Annotated in this window: 17 protein-coding genes and 1 pseudogene; 10 read left to right on the forward strand and 8 right to left on the reverse strand. The window is 37.2% G+C overall.

Annotation, left to right across the window (positions count from 1 at the left end; genetic code table 11):
* The first annotated feature begins 91 nt into the window (after positions 1-91).
* Entirely contained in the window at positions 92-1,519 is a 1,428-nt protein-coding gene (locus QHG57_RS07175) for an MFS transporter (protein WP_330169018.1), read from the forward strand.
* A gap of 41 nt (positions 1,520-1,560) precedes the next feature.
* On the opposite strand, the gene QHG57_RS07180 is transcribed toward QHG57_RS07175, so the two are convergent.
* Both QHG57_RS07180 and tgt read right to left on the reverse strand, forming a co-directional pair.
* On the reverse strand, positions 1,561-2,760 hold the full coding sequence (locus QHG57_RS07180; protein WP_330169019.1) for an MFS transporter: 1,200 nt from the start codon (positions 2,758-2,760) through the stop codon (positions 1,561-1,563).
* A gap of 1,248 nt (positions 2,761-4,008) precedes the next feature.
* Positions 4,009-5,127 carry a tRNA guanosine(34) transglycosylase Tgt gene (gene tgt / locus QHG57_RS07185; protein WP_330167713.1) on the reverse strand — a complete coding sequence of 373 codons (1,119 nt, stop codon included), beginning with the start codon at positions 5,125-5,127 and terminating at the stop codon, positions 4,009-4,011.
* Between the two features lie 999 nt (positions 5,128-6,126).
* On the opposite strand from tgt, the gene QHG57_RS07190 reads away from it, so the two are divergent.
* Positions 6,127-6,285 (forward strand): hypothetical protein, encoded by a 159-nt coding sequence (locus tag QHG57_RS07190; protein WP_330167714.1) that lies wholly within the window; start codon positions 6,127-6,129, stop codon positions 6,283-6,285.
* Between the two features lie 305 nt (positions 6,286-6,590).
* On the opposite strand, the gene QHG57_RS07195 is transcribed toward QHG57_RS07190, so the two are convergent.
* The 5 genes and pseudogenes from QHG57_RS07195 to ssb form a co-directional block, all read right to left on the reverse strand.
* A complete protein-coding gene (locus QHG57_RS07195) occupies positions 6,591-7,103 on the reverse strand; it encodes a peptidylprolyl isomerase (protein ID WP_330167715.1) in 513 nt (170 codons plus the stop codon).
* A gap of 18 nt (positions 7,104-7,121) precedes the next feature.
* On the reverse strand, positions 7,122-7,715 hold the full coding sequence (locus QHG57_RS07200) for a peptidylprolyl isomerase (protein ID WP_330167716.1): 594 nt from the start codon (positions 7,713-7,715) through the stop codon (positions 7,122-7,124).
* A pseudogene (coaD, locus tag QHG57_RS07205) lies at positions 7,705-8,224 on the reverse strand (pantetheine-phosphate adenylyltransferase). The gene QHG57_RS07200 and the pseudogene coaD overlap by 11 nt, the downstream one beginning before the upstream one ends.
* A gap of 24 nt (positions 8,225-8,248) precedes the next feature.
* Positions 8,249-11,032: a DNA gyrase subunit A gene (gyrA, locus tag QHG57_RS07210; RefSeq protein WP_330167718.1), complete on the reverse strand. Its 2,784-nt coding sequence runs from the start codon at positions 11,030-11,032 to the stop codon at positions 8,249-8,251.
* 228 nt (positions 11,033-11,260) lie between these two features.
* Positions 11,261-11,767: a single-stranded DNA-binding protein gene (ssb, locus tag QHG57_RS07215; RefSeq protein WP_330167719.1), complete on the reverse strand. Its 507-nt coding sequence runs from the start codon at positions 11,765-11,767 to the stop codon at positions 11,261-11,263.
* A gap of 332 nt (positions 11,768-12,099) precedes the next feature.
* On the opposite strand from ssb, the gene uvrA reads away from it, so the two are divergent.
* The 4 genes from uvrA (at position 12,100) to QHG57_RS07235 (ending at position 18,590) form a co-directional block, all read left to right on the forward strand.
* The gene (gene uvrA / locus QHG57_RS07220) at positions 12,100-15,015 is read left to right on the forward strand and encodes an excinuclease ABC subunit UvrA (RefSeq protein ID WP_330169020.1); all 2,916 of its coding nucleotides are present in this window, start codon (positions 12,100-12,102) and stop codon (positions 15,013-15,015) included.
* A 1,065-nt stretch (positions 15,016-16,080) separates the two neighbouring features.
* A complete protein-coding gene (locus QHG57_RS07225; protein ID WP_330167721.1) occupies positions 16,081-16,419 on the forward strand; it encodes a P-II family nitrogen regulator in 339 nt (112 codons plus the stop codon).
* 59 nt (positions 16,420-16,478) lie between these two features.
* Positions 16,479-17,888 carry a type I glutamate--ammonia ligase gene (gene glnA, locus QHG57_RS07230; RefSeq protein WP_330167722.1) on the forward strand — a complete coding sequence of 470 codons (1,410 nt, stop codon included), beginning with the start codon at positions 16,479-16,481 and terminating at the stop codon, positions 17,886-17,888.
* Positions 17,889-18,044: 156 nt separating this feature from the next.
* A complete protein-coding gene (locus QHG57_RS07235) occupies positions 18,045-18,590 on the forward strand; it encodes a hypothetical protein (protein WP_330169021.1) in 546 nt (181 codons plus the stop codon).
* A gap of 35 nt (positions 18,591-18,625) precedes the next feature.
* Here QHG57_RS07235 and QHG57_RS07240 read toward each other — a convergent pair whose 3' ends face one another.
* Positions 18,626-19,414: an ATP12 family chaperone protein gene (locus QHG57_RS07240; RefSeq protein ID WP_330169022.1), complete on the reverse strand. Its 789-nt coding sequence runs from the start codon at positions 19,412-19,414 to the stop codon at positions 18,626-18,628.
* Between the two features lie 667 nt (positions 19,415-20,081).
* Here QHG57_RS07240 and QHG57_RS07245 point away from each other — a divergent pair.
* The 4 genes from QHG57_RS07245 to QHG57_RS07260 all read left to right on the forward strand — a co-directional run bounded on the left by QHG57_RS07245 (position 20,082) and on the right by QHG57_RS07260 (position 24,038).
* Complete coding sequence (locus QHG57_RS07245; RefSeq protein WP_330169023.1) at positions 20,082-20,561, forward strand: hypothetical protein; 480 nt, start codon at positions 20,082-20,084, stop codon at positions 20,559-20,561.
* 65 nt (positions 20,562-20,626) lie between these two features.
* The gene (locus tag QHG57_RS07250; protein ID WP_330169024.1) at positions 20,627-21,832 is read left to right on the forward strand and encodes a DUF6421 family protein; all 1,206 of its coding nucleotides are present in this window, start codon (positions 20,627-20,629) and stop codon (positions 21,830-21,832) included.
* A gap of 56 nt (positions 21,833-21,888) precedes the next feature.
* Positions 21,889-22,776: a DMT family transporter gene (locus QHG57_RS07255; RefSeq protein WP_330169584.1), complete on the forward strand. Its 888-nt coding sequence runs from the start codon at positions 21,889-21,891 to the stop codon at positions 22,774-22,776.
* Complete coding sequence (locus QHG57_RS07260) at positions 22,773-24,038, forward strand: ATP-grasp domain-containing protein (RefSeq protein ID WP_330169025.1); 1,266 nt, start codon at positions 22,773-22,775, stop codon at positions 24,036-24,038. The genes QHG57_RS07255 and QHG57_RS07260 overlap by 4 nt, the downstream gene beginning before the upstream one ends.
* Positions 24,039-24,730: the final 692 nt, after the last annotated feature.

Raw genomic sequence — 24,730 nt, forward strand, 5'->3', positions numbered from 1 at the left:
GCTCTAAACAGAGCTTTGAATTTCTCTTGGCAAATTCAAAGAAGTACCTTATAAATGAAAAAAGGATAAACTTTTAAAATAGCAAAAAACAGTGGAAAAACAAAGCTGGTCTGCGCTTTTATTGGGTAAAAATGGTCTCTGCTTTTTAACGTTTACAGGTGGTGTTGTATTACACGCCACCAACGTTTATATTGTTATTACTATTTTACCCTCCCTTATGAATCATATTGGCAATGAAATATATTATTCTTGGGTGGCGACTGTCTTTATTATAGCTTCACTCCTTGGTACTTCACTTGCAACCAAAATATTAGGGAAATTAGGTCCTCGCAACGCTTATGTTATCTCTGGGCTTACCTTTACTCTAGGCACTTTCCTGTGCAGTATTTCTTCATCTATGCCATTATTTTTAATAGGACGCTTTATTCAAGGGCTTGGAAGTGGTTCTTTGTTATCCCTATCCTATTCCATGGTACGTATTATTTTCAGCCCATCTTTATGGTCACACGCATTAAGTGTTATCTCTGGAATGTGGGGAATATCAACCTTGTTAGGACCAGCGATCGGAGGAATTTCTGTATACTATGGACTATGGAGAGCATCCTTTTGGATCATTGGCACATTAGCTATATTCTTCTTACTCATAGCCTTTAAAACTTTACCTAAAAAGAATGAAAACTATGTTCCAACATCCCCCCTCCCTCTTCTCCAGCTTCTCACACTCACCTTATTAATTTTTATCATTTCTGTTGGAGGAGCTATGGACACAACAATGACAAAAATTTGCGGATTAGTTATCGGACTTAGTCTTCTCTTTGTTCTAGCAAAAATCGAATCATCTAGCTTTCATCCTATGTTGCCACACAAATCCTTTTCTTTTTCTTCTGAAATTTTTCCTGTTTACGCATTAATACTCGTTATGACAACAGTCGTGTACAGTATAGAACTTTATTTACCACTTTTTCTTCAAGAACTCCATGGACAAACTCCACTTATTGCCGGTTATATAGCAGCACTTATGAGCCTAGGGTGGACATGTGGAGCCCTCTTAAGTGCTGATATCGCCACAAAAAAAATTCGCAACATCATTGTATACTCCCCCCTATTAAAACTGTTAGGCATAGTAATTCTTTTATGGCTCATTCCAACAGAAATTTTTACACTTAAATATATTTTTATTATTTGCTTAGCACTATTTTCTATTGGAATCAGTGCGGGCATAGCATGGCCACATTTGCTCACACGAATCTTACAATGTACAAATAATGAAGATGCTCTACGTGCCAGTGAATCCCTTACCTCCGTACAACTATTTTCAGCTGCATTGAGTACAACTCTAGCCGGAGTTATCACCAATCTTGCCGGACTCTTTAATCCTGGAGGAACAATAGGAATGATCTTAGCAGCAAAAACTCTTCTTATAGTGCTCATGGGGCTTTTATTTTGTCTTGCTATTCCATTAGCTCTGCGCATTTCTTACTGCATATTAAAAAACCCAACAGGACATTCCAATAATTAAATAAATATAAAAATTCTTTCTTTACTCAAAAAAGAAAAATATTAAACATCCTTCTCCATATACCATGAGACGCAAAAAACCATTAATCCACACAAAGTTAGAACACTTCCTAAAATAGCTGTATATTCATAACTATAGCCCAATTTTAACACTAATGCTCCAGATTCTGCACCAAGAGCGTTAGCAACATTAAAAGCAGACTGCATTAATGCTCCTGCCAAAATCTGTCCCTGTAGTGCAACATCCATAATTTTTGTTTGTATAGAAGGCATAGCAGCAAAAGAAGTCCCAACAAAAAAGCATCCTATTGCTGCTGTTAACGGAGTATAGGATAAAAAGAAAAAAATAAAAAAAACAAATACGCTCCAAAGCATAGAAAAAAATATCATTGGCGAAATACCAATTTTAACAGCCAATTTAGGCCCCAAAAGATTTCCTACCACCATTCCCAATCCAACTAACGGCATGATAAATGGTACCCACTCAAGTGAAACACCAGAAATATGCATTAATGTTGACTTGATATAAGTGAAAACAGAAAATAATCCTGATGCTCCTACCGAAACCATCAACAAAAGAATCCACACCTGCTTTTGCTTTAATGCACCCATTTCGTGCAAAGGATTCGTTTTTGGAAAACTTGAATCATAAGGAAAAAAATTCCAAATAAGAAAACAACATAATAAAGCAATCATACCCACAAGGACAAAAGCAATCTGCCAACCAATAAGTTGACCAATCCAAGTAGCACTAGGTGCTCCCAAAACGGTTGCAATTGTTAAGCCAAGCATAACATACCCAACAGCTTTAGAACGTTCTTTCATTTCTACCATTGAAGAGGCAACCATAGCCGCAAGTCCAAAATAGATTCCATGAGGAAGTCCACTGAGAAAGCGTAATATTACTAATATGCTAAAATCAGAAACAAAGGCACTCGCAATATTTGCTAAGGCATAAAAAAACATCAATCCTATCAAAACAGTTTTGCGTGATACCTGAGCTGTTGCCACAGCTAAAAGAGGTGCTCCAATCACAACTCCTAATGCATAAGCAGAAATATATTGACCAGCGGTAGGAATATCAACATATGAACTTCGCGCCATCTCTGGCAGTAGCCCCATTGCAACAAACTCTGCAGTACCAATAGCAAAACTCCCCACTGCAAGAGCTAAAATTATTAAACGCCGTATTCTCAAATCAATTCCCAATGCAAGAACCTTTTGTTTATAAGAATCCCTCATATCATCACTTCTGAATAGGAGCTTTAACTGTAGATATCTGTAATACATACAAAAAAATTCAAAACATTGTTATACGCATACCTAATAGTCCCTAATAAAGTTTTAGAAATATTTTGATATATAAAGCATTTTATGGAATTTTAAGTGAGATTTTTTAACGGAAAAGCTTTGAAAACCTCAAGGTTATAGATGTATTTACCTATTTTTATCAGATCTGCCAGATAATAAGCTTCTCTCCTCTTTTCAACAGTTCCAATTTTACAGTGAAACCTTTATTTTGCAACGATATACTATACCCTATAAATAATTCTAAAATTTGTCGAATAATGCATTTCAAACAAGCAAACAACATCTCATCATTATCTTGATACAAAGATAAAACTTTTCCCAAAAGTATTGTTGCTTTATTTTTGTTACCTAAATGTAGATTTTCCAAATCAATAAGCTATAATTTTAACTTTACGCCATTCTTATAAATTATTATAGAGTCTTTTAGGCATCATTACTCCTCCCTCATCTAACAGAGGAATCACGTCAGATATCTAACTTATATCTGTAAATTAAAATATTCACGTAAATATATTATGATTATTTTCAGATAAATTCTATAAACAGAGCAGAAAACAAATGTGATAAGTTTTATTTCAATGTATTTATCGATATTTTATAAATGCACTAATTATCGTGATTAATATTTAATTTTTTTACAACATAATATCTATAGTTTTTTATTTTATATATTAATAACATTACATAAATATCTTGTAAATAATACTTATATTAAGATATAAAAATAATAAAAACCTAGAATATAAAATTATAACATTTCAAATGTTGTAACCTTATTTTAGTTTTCTTTTAATTTTCTAAAAATTTATCTGTGCGGTTGTATATAACCCATTCTTTACCTTTAGTAATAAAAAACACAAAGTAGCACATAAAAATACAATTTTCATACTTCTTTAAGAGTTCGCTAACGCCTCATTAACATTGTTGCTTTAAACAGTCATCAGAAACAGAAATAAACTGTTTTTCTCCGGATCAGGTAGCGCGTACCGGAGTAACAGTTTCTGTTTTATATAGTAATTAGAAAAAGAATATGTGCCCTATAAAACCGCACTGTTATATCTTAGGATAGTGCAACTTTATAATTTTAGAAGGTGTTTCTAATTTCATATTTTTAGCTAACTTTGTAAGTGCAAGAATAAATTCAATAAAAAAATGAAGCGCTATATTACGATTAATATTTTAGCGTCCTTGTGCCCATAGAGCACGCGTTTCAGCGCAAAAGTCAGCATAACAGCCTTCTTCAATGGCATCACGAATTCCCTGCATCAGTTGTTGGTAATAAAAAAGATTATTCCAAGTCAACAACATACCCCCAAGAGATTCATCAGATTTGATCAAATGATGCAAATAAGCACAACTATAATCATGTGCTGCTGGACAAAGTGACTGTGGATCAAGAGGATGTGGATCTTCTGCATAACGCGCATTACGCAAATTAATTCTACCAAAGCGGGTAAAAGCTAAACCATGACGTCCTGCACGCGTCGGCATAACACAATCAAACATATCAACACCACGAGCAACACTTTGTAAAATATCATCAGGTGTCCCTACTCCCATAAGATAGCGTGGTTTATCCTCTGGTAAAATCGGACAAGTAGTATCCAATACCGCTGTCATAACACTCTGCGGCTCACCAACAGCAAGCCCCCCAATAGCATAACCTTTTAAGTCCATTTCTTTTAAAGCTTGAGCAGAACGTTCACGCAGTTTCATATTATCACCACCTTGAACAATCCCAAACAATGCTTTATCTGGCTGATCTCCAAAAGCTGTTTTACAACGCTGCGCCCACCGCAATGAAAGTTCCATCGCTTCTTCCATTTCTTTTTCAGTTGCAGGTAATGCAATACATTGATCCAACTGCATCTGGATATCCGCACCAAGAAGTTCTTGAATTTCGATAGAACGCTCTGGACTCATTTCATAGTAAGCCCCATTAATGTAAGAGCGAAAAATCACACCTTGTTCAGTAATTTTACGGATTCCCGCCAATGACATAACCTGAAAGCCTCCAGAATCGGTTAAAATAGGTCCGCTCCAGCGTGAAAATTCATGTAATCCTCCCAAACGCGCAACACGTTCAGCTCCTGGACGTAACATTAAATGATAAGTATTCCCCAAAATGATATCTGCACCAAGATCACGTATTTGATCCATATACATAGCCTTAACAGTTCCTGCCGTCCCAACGGGCATAAATGCAGGTGTACGAACACATCCTCGCCCCGTTATAATTTCGCCTCGACGTGCATACCCATCTTGAGCAATTTTTCTATAATGAAATGTCTTTATCATAACTCCCGTCTTTTTGATTCCATCAATGCATATCTCTATAGAAAGAAAAAAATATCCCCCTTACGAGCATTGTCATAAGCTTTATGAATTAATTTTTGATTCGCTCAATATTGTAACCAGCATAAAAAATTAAACGAGATAAAAGAACATTTATTGTTACGAAATCACCATAATAAAAGTGATAATCTAGCTCCAGAAAAATAGTAAAATCCTTATAATATCATACCTCAAAATACCTACGTTTAACGCACTAAAGCCTTAATAGAACTGCAAAATATATCACAATAATCTCATCTTCACATACTTCCATAAGCAGTAACTTCGTACGCATAGAAGAAAATTCTGAACGCATTGTACAGCTTACAATATCCTTTACTTTTACAGATAAAAATTTTTCATCTATTGGGCACGGCGGATCCTCACGCTTAATAAAAGCGCAAATGAGCATAATCATTTATCCACTCACAATATTGAGATAGCTCTTGGCACTTGAGATAATTCACAAAAGAAATTAACGTGTAAATAAAAACACTTAAAAAAACTAAAAATGCTTTTTTTAAAGATTCTCAAATACCAAAAGCTCTATCGTAACATTAGAGGCTGAAAAAGCGTATGATGTACCCGCTTGCCTCCTTCATAAGCTTTAAAGATGGTGCTGCATGATAGATTTTATACTATTTATAGCTTTAAAAACTATACACGCCATGAACGTCATCGTGGACGTGAATGTTGATATGTACTGAGAAATGCTTCTTAAAAAGATACGTAAATGTGCAACATAAATATATTCCGTTTTGAGCGTTCCTCTATTAAAAAACGAGAAAAATAAAAGCGTAAGGCTATGTATAATCTTCATTATTTAAACGACATTGCTTTAGATACTTTTAAAAAAGTAAAACTGAATTAAAAAGGAAATGGCAAAACGAGCCATTTGTTTTACCTCTGCGCCTTTATATTCTTCTAAGATTAAACTGTCTTCTTGTTTTAAAGATTACACCAATGATATATATAACACTGGTTTTCCACCTTGCTAGGAAAACTGGAACAGCTCGTAAGGCTCTTATCCGTCTTAATATGTATTTCAAATATGCTGCTGCATTAGGATTGGATATTGATTTACAAGCAGCAACAAAAGCACACGCTCTCTCAGAAAAGTAACATCATAAAACCATTAATAGACCGGCAATGGATTGAAGAGAAATGCCGAATTTTTTATAAAACACTTTGCCAAACAACAACTATAACATAACAGACTTTGCGTTTTCTTATTCTAACAGGTGTCTATATAAATCCTTTGCGTTATATTCTTCGAGAAGATTCAATTGAAGGAAATATATGGACAATTCTTAGCTCAAAATTATGAAAGCTAAGCGTAGTGCTACAAAAGAGTTTCGTGTGCCTTTATTGATCAGAAAAGAGTATTTTTTCTTAGAAACTTACAATTGAAATTAATATAATTTATACTATTTTGCATCCGCAGCAATAACGGCTTTGGTAATTACATCTGGATCTGCAACAGGTTCACCACGTTTAATTTTATCAACATTTTCCATACCTTCAACAACCTGTCCCCATATGGAATATTGACGATCAAGCCACGGAGCATCTGCAAAACAAATAAAAAACTGAGAATTAGCAGAATTTGGATTCTGGCTACGTGCCATAGAAACTGTACCACGCTTATGAGAAAGATTTGAAAACTCTGCTGTTAAATTTGGTTTTTCTGAACCACCCATACCTGCACGTGATAAATTGAATTTTTCACTATCCTTTTTTCCAAATTGCACATCTCCAGTTTGCGCCATAAAACCATCAATAACGCGATGGAAAATAACATTATCATAAGCACCTTCACGCACCAGTTCTTTAATACGTCCAACATGACAAGGCGCTAAATCAGCCAAAAGCTCAATAACAACTCTTCCCTTTGTTGTTTCAAGAATTAAAGTATTCTCTGGATTTTTATTCTCAGCCATATGGAAAGCTCCTTTGATTCATTTCTCAACTTGTAAAGTAGCAGCATTAATGACATCAGGATTTTTTACAGATCCATTATTACTTGTCGTACCTTTTTTTATTTTATCAACAACATCCATCCCCTTTATAACCTCTCCAACAACCGTATACTGGCCATTTAAAAAAGCAGCATCATCAAAACAAATGAAGAATTGAGAATTCGCGGAATCTGGATCTTGTGACCGTGCCATCCCAACAGTACCACGCTTAAACGGCTGCTTTGAAAACTCTGCCGGTATATTGGGATAATTTGAGCCACCCATACCAACGCGTTTCAGATCAAAATCTCTACTGCCTTTTTTTCCAAACTTTACATCACCAGTTTGTGCCATGAAATTAGGAATAACACGATGAAACACAACATTATTATAGGCCCCGTCCTCTGTTAATCTTTTGATTTGCGCAACATGTTTTGGCGCCAAATCAGAACGCAGACGAATAATGACATCACCATCTTTGAGAGATAAAACAAGAAGACTTGCATCACTTGTTGTGCTAGAATTACCAGCGACAGCGGACAATGAAAAAAAACAAAACACACATATCAAAACAGCAAAAATTCTACGAGACACAATTATTTTCCCCTAAAAGATTGGAATTTCGAGTTCAAAGCTTGCGCAATATTGGGTGGTACAAATGGTGTCACATCACCTCCCATAGAGGCAATTTGGCGTACCAATGTAGAAGTTATCGCACGCCCAGAAACGCTTGCCGGCAAAAAAACAGTTTGCAATTCAGGAGCCATAACGCCATTCATCCCTGCCATTTGCATTTCATAATCAAGATCAGTACCATCACGCAATCCACGAATGAGAAATGAAGCACCAACTTCGCGCGCCTTCTCAATTAGAAGGTTGCTAAATGAAAGAACCTGCAATCGATTAGAATCTCCACCAAACAAGTCTTTCCCTACCTGCGTAATGAAATCAACACGCTCTTCAAAGCTAAAGAGTGTTTTTTTGCCAGCCTGTATCCCTATAGCGACGACCACCTTATCAGCTAACACAAAACACCCTTTCAAAACATCAAGATGACCATTTGTAAGAGGATCAAAAGAACCTGCGTAAAGAGCAATTTTCATGATTTTACTCCCTCCTCTTCAAAATTATTTTTCTTCTCTCATATCAACTGTATCTGAATGCTTCTCACCTTCATCATCTAATGAACTCGTATCATCTTCAGGTTCAGAAATACGTTCAACCGATACGACTCTTTCACCTTTGGCTGTATTAAAAATTGTCACTCCCTTAGTTGAGCGCCCAGCAATACGAATTCCCTCAACAGGGACCCGAATAAGCTGTCCCCCATCTGATACCAACATAATTTGATCTTGCGCCTTCACCGGAAAAGCCGCTACTAATTTACCAATTTCAGCTGTTTTAGATGGATCTGTTGCACGAATCCCTTTTCCGCCACGTCCTGAAATCCGGAACTCATAGGACGAAGAGCGTTTACCATAACCAAACTCACTCACCGTCAAAAGCATTTGTTCACGCGCATGAAGTTCTGTATAACGTTCATCTGTTAACTCTGTTTCCCCCCCCCCTTCTTCCTCATCAAGAGTTACAATATCGTCAACATCAGCATCTGCACCAGAAGCACGCCGTTCATTCATTACACGTTTAATATAAGCAGAACGCTCAATGGACGTCGCCTCGACATGCTCTAAAATTGTCATCGAAATGACTTTATCGCCCTTAGCTAAATTGATACCACGAACTCCCACAGAATTACGCCCAGCAAAGACACGAACATCAACAACTGGAAAACGAATACATTGTCCATTGGCTGTTGTTAAAACAACATCATCATATTCTGTACAGGTTTCAACAGAAAGAATTTCATCTTCTTCATCAAGTTTCATTGCAATTTTACCATTACGATTAACCTGAACGAAATCTGATAATTTATTACGACGCACAGTTCCACGTGTTGTCGCAAACATAACATCCAATGCACTCCAGCTCGCTTCATCTTCAGGCAAAGGCATAATCGTTGTAATACGCTCACCTTGTTGTAAGGGAAGCATATTGATCAAAGCCCGCCCACGCGATTGGGGTGCCCCCAGCGGCAGTCGCCAAACTTTTTCCTTATAAACAATCCCACGTGATGAAAAGAAAAGAACCGGAGTATGCGTATTGGCAACAAACAACCGCGTTACAAAATCCTCATCCTTCGTGGACATACCAGAACGCCCCTTACCACCACGTCGCTGTGCGCGATAGGTATTAAGAGGCACACGCTTAATATAGCCACTATGGCTCACTGTTACCACCATATCCTCTGGTGCGATCAGATCTTCACTCTCCATTTCAGCGCTACCAAAACCAAACACGGTACGTCGCGGCGTTGCAAATTCCTCACGAAGAGCACTCAACTCATCCTTAACAATACACATAATGCGTACACGTGATGCCAAGATATCAAGATAGTCTGTGATATCCACGCCAATTTTATTCAATTCATCAGCGATTTCATCACGCCCAAGGGCTGTCAATCGTTGCAAACGCAACTCTAAAATAGCACGCGCCTGTTCTTCAGAGAGATTATAAGTACCATCCTCATGAATAATATGACGAGGATCATCAATAAGTTTAATCAAAGGCGCGACATCCATCGCTGGCCAGCGTCGCTCCATTAACTGTGCACGTGCTGTTTGCGGATCAGGAGCTTTGCGAATAAGTGCTATAATTTCATCAATATTGGCAACAGCAAGGGCAAGACCAACCAAAACATGTGCCCGCTCTCGTGCTTTACGCAAAAGATATTTTGTTCGCCGACTGACAACTTCCTCCCGAAAAGAAACAAATGCACGAAGCATATCAAGCAACGTCATCTGCTCTGGTTTTCCCCCATTTAAAGCAACCATATTACAACCAAAAGAAGTTTGTAGCGGCGTATAACGATATAATTGGTTTAAAACAACTTCCGCAACAACATCTTTCTTCAGCTCAATAACGACCCGATACCCATCACGATCAGATTCGTCACGCAAATCAGAGATTCCCTCAATGCGTTTATCGCGCACCAATTCGGCCATTTTCTCAATCATCGTTGCCTTATTAACTTGATAAGGGATCTCACTCACAATAATTGCTTGTCGACCACTGCGAATTTCTTCGATCTCAACTTTAGCACGCATAATGATTGAGCCACGCCCTGTTTCATAAGCAGCACGGACACCAGAATGGCCGAGGATAATGCCCCCTGTAGGAAAATCCGGACCAGGAATAATTTCAATTATTTTATCGAGTGAGATATCAGGATCATCAATCAAAGCGATACAACCATTAACGACTTCACCAAGATTATGGGGAGGAATATTGGTTGCCATTCCCACAGCAATCCCCCCTGACCCATTAACCAAAAGATTGGGAAAACGTGCTGGTAAAACAAGTGGTTCACGCTCACGCCCATCGTAATTATCCTGAAAATCAACAGTATCTTTATCGATATCAGCTAAAAGCTCTTCTGAAACTTTTTCTAAACGACACTCAGTATAGCGCATGGCCGCAGGTGGATCACCATCAACGGAACCAAAATTTCCCTGACCATCAATCAATGGATTTCTTAAAGAAAAGTCCTGCGCCATACGCACTAAAGCATCATAAATTGAAGCATCGCCATGAGGATGGAATTTCCCCATAACCTCACCAACAACACCAGCAGATTTACGATACGACTTGTTGAAAGAAAGCCCCATCTCATTCATAGCATGAAGGATACGTCGATGAACAGGCTTAAGACCATCACGAACATCAGGAAGTGCACGAGAAACAATCACGCTCATCGCATAATCGAGATAGGAGCGTTGCATTTCATCAACAATACTGATTGGTTCAACACCGGTTAGCACAACACGTTCTGGGGGTGGAGTAAGATCGGTCACAATTTTAAAACTTTCAAAATAGAATCATTTCACTTTGTTTATATCGAAAAATACACTAAAATACCAATTTCTCCCCCATAACAAAAAAGAAATTTAACAATATTTTTCAAGATGTTATTAATTTATGTTTAAAATTACCAATAATAATCAACAATTTCCATTTTGCTAAACTTTAAAAATCTGAAACAAACAAACCATAAAGTAATCATAATACTGCATTAAAGATTCTTAAAAAGGTACGTCATCATCTAATTTGTGTGAAAAACTTTCTCCCAATTGATTATTATTTTGACCAAAAGTATTTTTTTGATTTGAGTTACTATCGGCAAAGCCACCACTATAACTTCCCCCTTGACTTGCACCTTGTTCCCCGCCCACTGCTCCCCGCCCATCAAGCATTTGTAATTCACCACGGTACTTTTGCAAAACAATCTCTGTTGTATAACGGTCATTTCCATTTTGATCTTGCCATTTTCGTGTCTGTAACTGCCCCTCAATATAAATTTTGCTGCCTTTTTTTAAATATTGCTCTGCAACTTTGACAAGGTTTTCATTAAAAATAACAATATTATGCCACTCAGTACGTTCTTTTCGCTCATTTGTATGCCGATCACGCCAACTTTCTGAAGTAGCAATACGCAGATTTGCCACTTGATCACCAGAATTCAAACGGCGGATTTCAGGATCGGCACCAAGATTACCAATCAAAATAACTTTATTAAGGCTACCAGCCATCGCACAAACTCCAAAATTTTAGTTCGTAAAATACTCTGTTTTATAACAGTTATAACTATCTTGACCTTCAATTTACATGTCTGCAATTGATCTTCAATATGGATATTGCTATCCTGTCCCAATATTGTATCCGTGTAATTATAACAAAAGATGATAAAAACGCATAGTCTATTCCACCACGAGAGAATAAAAAGCTGCTCATTTGTATTTTTCTTTTCACAAAACTTGTACTTTCTTTTGCATTAAAGCAGTTAAACACATTGTAATTTTAAAAAAACAATTTGATTCCATTTTAGGTGCTCACTTTTTGTTACATATGCTAAGGATAAAATATGACCTATCAAAAATATATCTCCATTCGTGGTGCGCGTGAGCATAACCTTAAAAATATTGATCTCGATCTGCCTCGTGACAAACTCATTGTTATAACAGGACTTTCTGGATCAGGAAAATCATCCTTAGCTTTTGATACAATTTACGCTGAAGGACAACGCCGCTATGTCGAAAGCCTTTCAGCCTATGCACGCCAATTTTTGGAAGTCATGCAAAAACCCGATGTCGACCGCATAGACGGTCTCTCTCCAGCTATCTCCATTGAACAAAAAACCACCAGTCGCAATCCTCGTTCAACAGTAGGTACCGTTACTGAAATCCACGATTACATGCGCCTTCTCTTTGCACGTATTGGTATTCCTCATTCTCCTGCGACAGGACTTCCTATAGAAAGCCAAACGGTAAGCCAAATGGTGGATCAAATTATGTCCTTACCAGAAGGAACACGAATTTTTATTATGGCACCCTTGGTACGAGGACGAAAGGGAGAATATAAAAAAGAACTAATAGAACTTTTAAAAAGAGGATTCCAACGGGCTAAAGTTGATGGTGAATTTTATGAAATCCCTGACATTCCACCTCTTGATAAAAAGTATAAACATGACATAGATGTCGTGGTAGACCGCATTGTTTTACAAAAGGATATCAGCTCTCGCTTGGCTGATAGTATAGAGACCTGTTTACAGCTAGCAAATGGACTTGCCATAGCTGAAATGGCAGACCAACCCTTGATACAAAAAGAAACGACAAAGGAATCTGCTCATAAATCAAAAAATGATACACACAAACGCCTCATTTTTTCAGAAAAGTTTTCCTGCCCTATATCTGGTTTTTCTATTCCTGAAATTGAACCACGCCTTTTTTCATTTAATAATCCTTTTGGAGCCTGTCCCCTCTGCGACGGATTGGGCATAAAAAAGGCAATGGATCCACTGAAAATTGTGCCAAATAAAAATCTTACCCTAAAGAATGGAGCCATTGCTCCTTGGGCTAAATCGGATTCACTTTATTATAGCCAAACCTTAGAAGCATTAGGAAAAGCTTACGGTTTCAAACTCACAGATCAATGGTGTGAACTCTCTACTGAAGTACAACAGGCTATTCTCTACGGTACAAAAAGCAATGAAATTTCTTTTACCTATAAAAATAATTCTGGTTCGCATAAAACGACCCAACCTTTTGAAGGAATCATCCCCAATATGGAGAGACGCTGGAAAGAAACCGATTCTGCTTGGTCTCGAGAAGAAATCGAACGTTATATGTCTTCTTCGCCTTGCCCAGCTTGTCACGGTTATCGTTTAAAACCAGAGGCACTTGCTGTAAAAATCCATGGAATGCATATAGGGCAAATATCAGAGCTTTCTATTCTAAAGGCAGATGATTGGTTTGCCAATATTCATCAATATCTCACAGAAAAACAACGTAATATCGCCATACGTATTTTAAAAGAAATTCGCGAACGCTTAGCTTTTTTAAATCATGTAGGACTGGAATATCTTACCTTGTCTCGAAATTCAGGAACGCTTTCAGGTGGAGAAAGCCAACGCATTCGGTTAGCATCCCAAATTGGTTCTGGTCTTACAGGCGTTCTTTATATTTTAGATGAACCATCTATCGGTTTACATCAACGCGATAATGAACGCCTTTTGGAAATGCTGCGCCATTTACGCAATCTTGGCAATACAGTTATTGTCGTTGAACACGATGAAGATGCTATTCTCACAGCAGATCATGTTGTCGATATGGGCCCTGCCGCGGGCGTTCATGGTGGAGAAATCATAGCGCAAGGGACACCACAGGAAATTATAGAAAATTCAGCCTCTCTCACAGGCCAATACCTTTCAGGAAAAATGGCTGTTAAAATACCTGCCAAACGACGCAAAATATCAAAAATGAAAACGCTTAAAATCATTGGTGCCAAAGGAAATAACCTCAAGAATATCAATGTGAACATCCCTCTTGGAACCTTCACATGTGTAACCGGTGTTTCTGGAGGAGGAAAATCAACATTTCTTATTGAAACGCTTTTCAAAGCAGCATCACATCATATCATGGGCTCTCATCACAGCCCTGCCAGCTATGACAAAATTGAAGGATTAGAATTTCTTGATAAAGTCATTGATATAAATCAGTCCCCCATTGGACGCACCCCACGCTCTAATCCCGCAACCTATACAGGCGCTTTTACACCGATTCGTGAGTGGTTTGCCGATCTTCCAGAATCAAAAGCCCGTGGTTACAAAGCTGGGCGTTTTTCATTTAATGTTAAAGGAGGACGTTGCGAAGCATGTCAAGGTGATGGAGTCGTAAAAATTGAAATGCACTTTTTACCTGATGTCTATGTTACTTGCGATGTCTGTAAAGGAAAACGCTATAATCGAGAAACACTAGAAATAAAATTCAAAGGACAATCTATAGCCGATATTTTGGATATGACAATTGAAAAGGCAGAGGAATTTTTCCAGGCTATTCCCGCTATTCATAATAAAATGAAAACTCTTATTAAAGTAGGATTGGGTTACATAAAAGTAGGACAGCAAGCAACCACACTTTCTGGTGGGGAAGCACAACGTATAAAACTTGCGAAAGAACTTTCACGTAAAACAACGGGACGTACACTCTATATTTTGGATGAACCGACAACAGGTTTACATTTTCACGATATTTCCAAACTTCTTGAAGTGCTGCATGAACTAGTCGAGCAAGGCAACACAGTTATAGTCATTGAACATAACCTTGATGTTATAAAGACAGCCGACTGGATTATTGATTTAGGACCAGAGGGTGGAGATCGCGGTGGCGAAATTGTTGCAATTGGACGCCCTGAAGACATCATTAAGGTTCCGGCTTCCTATACGGGAAAATTTCTAAAAGATGTTTTACTACGTCCATCTCTCTATAATTCCAATTCTTAAAAACGCTTTCCATTGAAAATACAGCATACTAACAAAGCCTGTACTTTTATTATTACCTGTAAACTAATACCTAATTGCAGTGGTGCAACATGTTTGAAAAAAAGACTGAAACAATTTAGCACTTTATAAGCTGTTTCAGTTTTCGTATTATCAAATAGGAACGCGCGCATAATTGCGTATTTATTCTCTGTTTTGTTTATATCTGAAACGACCAGGCAGCCCAATTTGGGAAGAATACGAAGTTTTAAAGGTATAAATAAGTTCCTATCTTTAATCTCCTTTTAATTTATCTTTATGATTTCAAAAGCATCCGCAGCAATATCTTATAATGAAGATTGCCCCTTGCTTCACGCTTCTATTTATCGCGTTCCTTAATGGGATCGCATTCCTCACGAAGGGAAAAAACGCCCCAAACGGAATATATTTGCATCGCCAATTCACACACCTGTTTTCAAAGAAATATTTCTCAACACTCTCAAGCCCATTTCACGCCGGCATCTATGAATGCTATAATGATAAACCCATTATTGTACACCACCAGCTTTACGTTTATGAAGGAGCATAATCGGCATCACCACACTCTTTTCCAATATTTATCTCCCCTACCCCCTAATATTTTAAAACCTTTAGTGATCAAAAGCTTTCATAAAAAGCATTTTATTTTTTTCAAATGTTTTTATCCACACACTCGTACCATTTATGATATACAAAGGTATCGTTTTGATTGATTGACGATAAAAGATCTAAAATGAGAAAATCTTACGCTATTAGAGTTTCTTATTCAATATGGAAAACAACTAATTATCCATATAAATCAACGTATTATCTAACAAAAAAGAAACAAAACTCTTTTATTATATTATTTTAATTCTTGTAAAAGACTTGTAAGATGTTTTCCAAAAAACAATATTTGAATTTATTCTACAAAAGAAACTCTCCTAAAAGAGCATAGAATGTCATTATTTTTGACTTTTTGTGCACAAAGTATCTGTTGGACATCTTACAGTTGTCAATATAATGTGATGCAGTCTAAAAAGACAAAATAACGTTGGAGATAGTTTCAGCATGAAAAAAATTGAAGCCATTATAAAACCTTTCAAACTTGATGAAGTAAAAGAAGCGCTTCAAAAAATTGGATTACATGGTATTACAGTAACAGAAGCGAAAGGTTTTGGTCGTCAAAGGGAACATACAGAACTTTATCGTGGCACGAAATATGTTGTTGACTTTCTACCTAAAGTAAAGATTGAAATTGTTGTGTCCGATGAAAAACTGGAACAAACTGTTGATGCAATACGTAAAGCAGCTCAAACCAAACATATAGGAGATGGAAAGATATTTATCTTTTCCATTGATGATGCCATTCGTATAGGCACAGACGAAACCGGTGTCGATGCCCTTTAGTAAATAACGAGAAAATTAACCTTTTTATCCACCTCAACGCTGTATTAAGGAAATTGAATATGACAACCGCATCAGATATTATCAAACAGATTGCAGACAACGAAATCCGTTTTGTTGATTTACGTTTTACTGATCCACGAGGAAAATTGCATCACATTACAATGGATATCGCAGAGATCAGCGAAGATACCTTTAATGATGGTGTTATGTTTGATGGTTCTTCAATTGCTGGTTGGAAAACAATTAATGAATCTGACATGGTTTTAATGCCAGATCCTAAAACAGCGCATATTGATCCTTTTTTTGCTCAATCTACTTTGGTCATATTTTGTGACATTCTTGATCCTGTCTCTGGTGAGTTTTATCGTAGAGATCCTCGTTCTATCGCAAAAAGGGCTGAGGTTTATATGAAATCTTTAGGCATTGGAGATACAATCAATGTAGGTCCAGAAGCAGAGTTTTTTATCTTCGATGATGTGCGCTATAAAACAGACCCTTACAACACAGGGTTTAAACTCGATTCAAGTGAACTTCCCTCCAATGACGATACGGAATATGAAACAGGCAATCTAGGGCATCGTCCACGAATAAAGGGAGGCTACCTTCCTGTTCCGCCGATTGATTCCTGCCAAGATATGCGTTCTGAAATGCTCACAGCACTCAAAGATATGGGCGTACAGGTCGAAAAACATCATCACGAAGTAGCAGCAGGGCAACATGAATTGGGTATTCGTTTTGATACACTCGTTCGCGAAGCTGACAAGATGCAAATTTTTAAATATGTTGTACATCAAATAGCAAGCAGTTATGGGAAAACAGCAACCTTCATGCCAAAACCAGTTTTTGGTGATAACGGCTCTGGAATGCATGTTCACATCTCCATTTGGAAAGATGGCAAACCCATTTTTGCAGGAAATGAATATGCCGGACTCTCAGAAACCTGTTTATTTTTTATTGGTGGTGTTATTAAGCACGCAAAAGCAATCAATGCTTTTACCAACCCATCCACAAACTCCTATAAACGTTTGGTTCCTGGTTATGAAGCTCCAGTTCTTCTTGCCTATTCAGCGCGTAATCGTTCTGCATCTTGCCGTATCCCAATGAGCTCTTCACCAAATTCAAAACGCGTAGAAGTTCGTTTTCCAGACCCAACAGCAAATCCCTATTTGGCATTTGCAGCCCTCTTAATGGCTGGTCTTGATGGCATCAAAAACAAAATTCACCCTGGACATGCTATGGATAAAGATCTTTATGATCTTCCCTTAAAAGAACTCAAAGAAATCCCTACCGTTTCAGGAAGTTTGCGTGAAGCGCTTGAAGCACTTGACAAAGATCGTGGCTTTCTTAAAGCAGGCGACGTTTTTGATGATGATCAGATTAATTCCTTCATTCAAGTAAAGATGCAAGAAGTTTTACGTTACGAAACAACGCCCCATCCTGTTGAATTTGATATGTACTATTCTGTTTAAACAGTCAGTATGCATTCTTTTAATTTTAAAAATGGAGGCAAAAGCTTCCATTTTTGTGGATACTCTCCTCATGCAAGAGTGTAAGAGGCTTTTTGCTTATCTGCTTTTCCTTTATAATGCGATGAATCTCTACAAATGAATTAACAAGGTTTCTCAATGCCGCGAATTTGTTTTCTCATTTCCGTTCTTTTATGCATTGTCTTTATCCCATCAACAACTCAAGCACATACAATTACAAACCAAAAACTCACAGCCCTTGAAAAAGCGACATCCGCTTATAGTAAAGCACTTAAAAATGCCGATGCAAATGCCATCTTAAATGCTATCCCTCCTGAAATCATCAACAGCTTAACCGCCAAAAAAAATCTTAGTCAATCACAATTTCGGCAAATCATGAAAAGCCAAATCGAACGGTTGGCAGAAAGTTACAAGATTGAAACGATCAACATTGACCAAAAACAAAAACGTGAAGGTACTCTTGATAATGGTACCCCTTATTTTGTTATACCCATGGAGCTTGTAACCACAACAAATGCTGGGAAAAAATGCTCTATTCAAACTGAAATTATTGCCCTACTTTACAATAACCAATGGTATTTTATCCGTGGTAATGACAAAACGCTCTTAAACATAACCAATGAACTATTTCCTGGACTTGAAAAAGTAAAAATTAATCCTCAAAAAGTCACAAAAATACTCTGAGCAAAAAGAATGTACGTAAATAAAAGAGTTAACCCTTATAAACAAGTTGTAACAATTGTAGCCGCAGCCTTAAATTCAACTTTTTTATGATCACGACGCACCATTGTTTCTTTATCTATTCCCCATTGTTCCATCATCCAATCTTCATCTAAATGGGCAATAGACCAAGCGTGATCAGCATCAATGTTTCCCGCAGCAACAGCAAGAGCAATAAGAGCAGATCCCGTTAAGGTTGTCATCATATGAAGAGCAGCAAGCATATAAGGAGACTCAACGCTACGTAAATAATGACTCACAGCTTGAAGTGCTTCTGGTGATTGTTCCACATGCATCAGCCCTTCTGTCAAATAAAACCTTGAACCCAGTTTTTTTTCTGCCCAATCTAATAAAGGATCCCATTGTTCAGATTGTTTTTGCACCAACTCTTTAGGTGTTTGTGCACGATAAAAGATCATATCACAAGCAACGAAACGCAATAAATCTTCAAAAATAACCTGCATGTCATCAGCGATACCATCAATAACGGTATTTACCAGACGCGTCATCGGCATTTTTGCCGGATCAACAACGTGCTTTTGACTCTCAAACTCCTGAGCAACAAATTTAGCAAACACTTCCGTTGGCACAAGAAAATGACGCCTTGCGGGCGTTTTAACGGGACATCCATCTAATAAGATAGTAAAGCTCCCTTCCTCACAAGCAATTTTCACTTGTCTATAAAATCGTTTTGGGTGCGGCTGACATAAAAAATTTTGAATCTTTTGAACAGAACTCTTTTTATCCTTATTTAATGGCATATCAAAATGATCCAAAATCTCACGCATCTTTGTTTACCTCTGATCTTTTCAAGAAGGCCACTGTTTTATCTAAGTTTTATACACTTTAATAAGATTTAATCCGACCTTCCCATGCCTCAAAGAAGAAAAAAGATCTTGCCAATCCCAATCTGATTTAAGAGTTATATTTCATGTTTCTTTTATAAACAAGACAATGATAATATCTTTCATATATTCAATACAATCATGGCTATAGCATAATTTTTAAAATATCATCTTAATTAAAAAGTTTAATACATTGAATATGATAATAAATATGATCACGCTTTACCATTTTGCTTATTATCCACCTACAATAATGTTATCGATACGGACAGCTTCAAAACAATTTTTGCAAAATATTAAAACAAAAAAGCTCATCATTAAAAAATGATAGAGTGGTGTGCGTTATGTATCATTCACCTTCGCTTAACCATTCTAATCATTCGTCTAACATATCCAATAAATACCCCTTGCATAGAATTTTTCCTTAATCTCCCCTAAACGACGATGTTTTACGGCATGCTAGAATAATGAAAAGACAAAATTTATCGCAAATTTTCTTTCATATCTACATTATTTTATAAAGCACTAAATTACTTAACGGATTGTTCTTGATATACTCTACATCTTACACTAGTGTAAATTTAGGCATATAATTAAAAGAATAGAGATTATGCAATCTGAAAATAATACTTTTATCTATACACTTGGCCCTGCAGATACTAACTGTGCAGCTGCAGCACAGTGGTGGCTTGACAATCACAATAGAAGTGTTTTGTCCACTGACTCGAGATCCCGTATTATCTTATATGCAACTCTTGAAGAAGCCTTTAATGAACTTGCTCATAAAAAGGATGGATATCTCTTAAGCTGTGCTGCTTACCCTGATTTGCATACACTCATATTTACCCGTTTAGGTGATATGCAATTATTTGACAGCTTTATCATGCCTACTCACTCTATGGTTTTAGCTAAACGCAATAACATTGATGAAATTAAAACCGTAGCGACTCATCCTGCCCCGCAATCTCTTGTAGCTCTTCAATATAACAAAGTATTTGCCAACAGCAAAGCTGATGCAGCCGTTCTTTGTAAGGCTGAAAAAGCCGATGCTTGTATCACAACATCGATTGTGGCAACCACTATAGGCTGAGTATTGTCGAAAATTTTGGACAAGTGCCAATGGCCTTTTGCTCCACTCACTAAAGTCAACTCATCATGAAAAAATCTGAAGCGCTTCTTTCCATTGTTAACTTAGTTGACAAATTCCGTATGCGCCAAGAACGAGATGGGAACATTAAAGAACCAACTTCAGCAGATCGTAATATGATCAATGAATTGATCACTCTGCTGAACCACCATGCCAATATTCTTGATGGATTATCTCCAAAACTTTTAGCGACCATTTCTGATGATCTTCATCAGTGGATGCTCAGCGGTTTAACAACCCCTCCTCAATTTGATAACACTTTGGCTGTTTTCAAAGCCCCATTACCAGATGCTCCCTTGTTTTTCTTGGCTCCAATGCGTGCAACGAATGGACCTGATCCAGAAGGATTCCTGCTGGAATTAGTTACAGGATATCGTCATGAAACGGCCTATCTTGCTGACGCCTCAAAATATACAAATAATTATGTATCACCATTTCAATGTATAAAAATGGGAATAGCGTCAAGAGGGTTTTTAGAAGGCAATTGCATTGTACTATTTTCAGAATCTGTAGCGGCTGCTAAAAAAATTGATAAGCAAGCATTTGCTTTGTTTTTTTTCAGTAAATTCTTTGATATTTACAACAAGCAAACAATTGTGGAAGCTGAACGTTTACTCGGTCGAGATAGTAAATTCCTGTTCGGTCAATTGCATAGTCGTAACTTATCTAAAGAAGATATTTACGATGCTCGCTGTTTGTGGGGCTATTACCATGACTATGCACATCATACCGGACCGCGGCCATTAGATAAAAATCTATATATCAAATTAAATTGGTTTACAGGTCTTCTAGAAGAAACTAAAGTTGATTTAATTACAGTGCGTATTATGCTACAAAATCATCCAAAATTTTGGAAAGAAATAACTGAATTTATCCTATTAAAACGCATATTCCGTTATCCAAAAGGTTCTGATCAGCATATGACATTCGATGCTGGTACAGGTATCTTGCTTTTTGAAATATTGACGCGGAACAAAGCATTGATGGAAACAAATCAAGGTTATCTTCAATTTGATTTGGAGCGTCTTGAAGAAGTAATAACATTGATGATAGCGGATATAGAAACACTTGAAGCATTAGATGATGACGCTTATTTGGCAGGAGCTAAAGATTATATCCAAAATAATCTTGGAAAACCCGAAACCTCAAAGTTACGATTTAATTTTTCAACATCATATTATGCACAACGCGTTATTGGGGGATTAAATCATTGAGTTTCTTAAAAGGACGGTTATTCTTATTTACCTTCGCCATTCTAGCGTTATTTTCCATAAGTTGGTTATTATCTAAGAATTTGGTTAGCAATATACCCGTCATGCATGCGGTTGGACTTAGGTTGTTTGCCACCGCTGCCACCTTATGGCTGATTGCAGTATTTCGTGAGAAAGCTGTTTTCAGATCCCTACCATTACTTTCCATGATACCTTCTTTTTTAATTCTATCGGTGTTAGGATTCTCGTTATATTTTGTATGCAGCTTTGGTGCATTAAAATCACTCAAAGCCAGTGATTTAACTATGGTGCTTGCTACTATTCCAGGTATTACCTACATATTGGGTGCACTGACGAATAGCCTTACGTTCTCATGGTTAAAACTTACCGGTATGATCATTGTCAGTGTAGCGGCTATAGCATTTAATATAAACAGTGCAGAGGGTGGATATTACAGCCTAATAGGAATAGCCCTTGCTTTAACAGCAGCGCTTTCTTACTCTGCTTATGGTTTATTGTCTAAACGTTATCTTAAAAATTTACCTTTGCTCACCTCACTGGCTTGGATCACGACAATTTCTGCAGCATCATTTATACCATTATTTATTTTTGATCCTGCCCCACTCTTATATCTTAAGTTAGAAGATATATTTAAAATATTGATTTTAGGAACTGTTTGCTCGGCACCCGTTTACGTATTATATCAAAAAGTTTTAGCCGAAGGAGGCGTATTATACGCCAATACTATCGGCGTATTAGCTCCTTTTGCAACGGTTGCATGTGAATGGATAATCGGCTCTAGCCCTTCTCTTAATATTATCAAAATAATTGCCATGATGATGGCTGTTATAGGGATGACACTACTATTTATAGATGCATCAAAGGTATCTACATGGCAACAGAAACGTCATTCTCAAAATTCCAAATTTAATGAGGAACCAAAATGAAAAAACTCGCGTTAGTTTGCCAGCGCAATGCAAAATTACCATTTATATTTGAAGCAGCACAAGCAGCTAATATCGAATTAGTCATGATCTATGATACCGCTGAAAGTGCTCCCACTCAACACCCCGAAGCAGTAACTTCAACTTGGCAACTTCCTGTTTTTGATAATCCAGAGGCAGCTTTAGATACTTTTGCAGCAGGTGTAAAAGAACGCAATATTCGTGGGGTTATGACCCTTCGCGAAGAAGCCATTCTGTGGACAGCTTTGGCTGCAAAAAAAATCAATACTCCAAGTATTGAACCAGAAGTAGCAGCATTAACCAGAAACAAATATCTCATGCGTCAAGCTTTTGCTAAAGCAGGCTTAAGAACACCAAAATTCTTTTATATAGATAATCCAGAAGACCTATCACAAATACAAGCCTTGGATTATCCGCTCGTTATTAAACCCGTCTCTGGATGGGCCAGTGCAGGCGTAATGTTAGCTAAAAACTCCGCCGAACTTCCTGATCTCATTAAAGCCGTATGGAATGTTCAGCATAAAGACATGGCACGTTTTAATGATAGAAATAAACCTGTAGGTTTAGTCGTAGAACAGTATTTGCCAGGAAAAGAGTTTGTCGTAGAATGCTTTGTTGATACAGCAGGTGTACATGTTCTGTCCGTTGGAGACAAGGGAAGCCCCGAGGGACCATGGTTTGAAGAAACAATTTATCGTCAACGCTGTGATATAGATGATCCTTTAATTATTGCTTTATGTAAAACTGCATGCTCTGGAGTTAAAGCTCTTGGCATAAACATGGGTGCTGCCCATGTGGAGCTACGCCTAGATGCTAATAATTTACCTTATATAATTGAGATCGGCGCTCGTATAGGTGGATCGGGTGTCTCCCATTTTATTGTTGAGCAAGGTACAGGGATTTCATTTGCAAAACTCTGTATGAATGCCGCTTTAGCTGAACCAAACCCAAACCTTCCCGATATACTCCCAGCTAAAAAAGTGGCTGCAAATTACATTATTCCTCTTCATGGTCATGGACGGTTTTCTGGATTTTTAGGTCTAGATAAGGTTGCACAGCAGCCTCAAACCGCCAGAACTATCATTTTCTTTGAAACCAATCATATTTCACCACCTCCACCAGCATTTGGTGGATATCCTGGTTTTATTTTCTCTGTTCATAACTCAAACGAAGAAGCACGCAATTACCATAAATGGCTCGATGATACCTTAAGCATCCTATGGAAACACCATGTTTATCAATAGTCCGATAAAGATATTTCTACTGCCCCTCAACTTTGATATAAATCTTATCGATACAAATGAAGTCACAATGCGAATGCAATTGCCTAAAACTTCGCAAACACCTTTCCACTAAAGATGCATATTTCAAAAAACAGAAATTGTGTGAAATATGATCTACTTTTACACCCCATTTTAATAAAAGCTCTTCAATGTTTCTGTATTTGAAACAATAATGAAAACTTGTAAACGACTTTTTGATGCGATCAACTTCTTCTCCCAACGTCTCAAAGAAAAAAGATCCTGCCAATCCCACTCTGATTTAAAAGTTATATTTCATATCTATTTCACAAATAAGACATGATCTTGTTCATATATTCAATACAGTCATTAGAACAATTTTTTTAAAGAATTTATCCTTATAAGAACTGAAGATGTTGAATTTGATGGTAAAAGTGTTCACGCTTTACCACTTTTTTCATTATCCACCTATAATAATGCGATTGATACGAACAGCTTCAAAAAAGCTTTTTACAAAATTTTAAAGCGTAAAAATATGCATCATCCACGAAACAATAGAGCTGTATATTTTACATACCCCTCCTTTGCTTAACAGTAAAAGCTCTTAATTAACAGTCAATATCTCCCTGCCTTTCATGATTGATATCAACAGCCTCAAACGATAGCACTTTACAGCATAATAGGATAATAATGTT

This window comes from Bartonella grahamii subsp. shimonis (genome assembly GCF_036327415.1).
Taxonomy (GTDB): domain Bacteria; phylum Pseudomonadota; class Alphaproteobacteria; order Rhizobiales; family Rhizobiaceae; genus Bartonella; species Bartonella shimonis.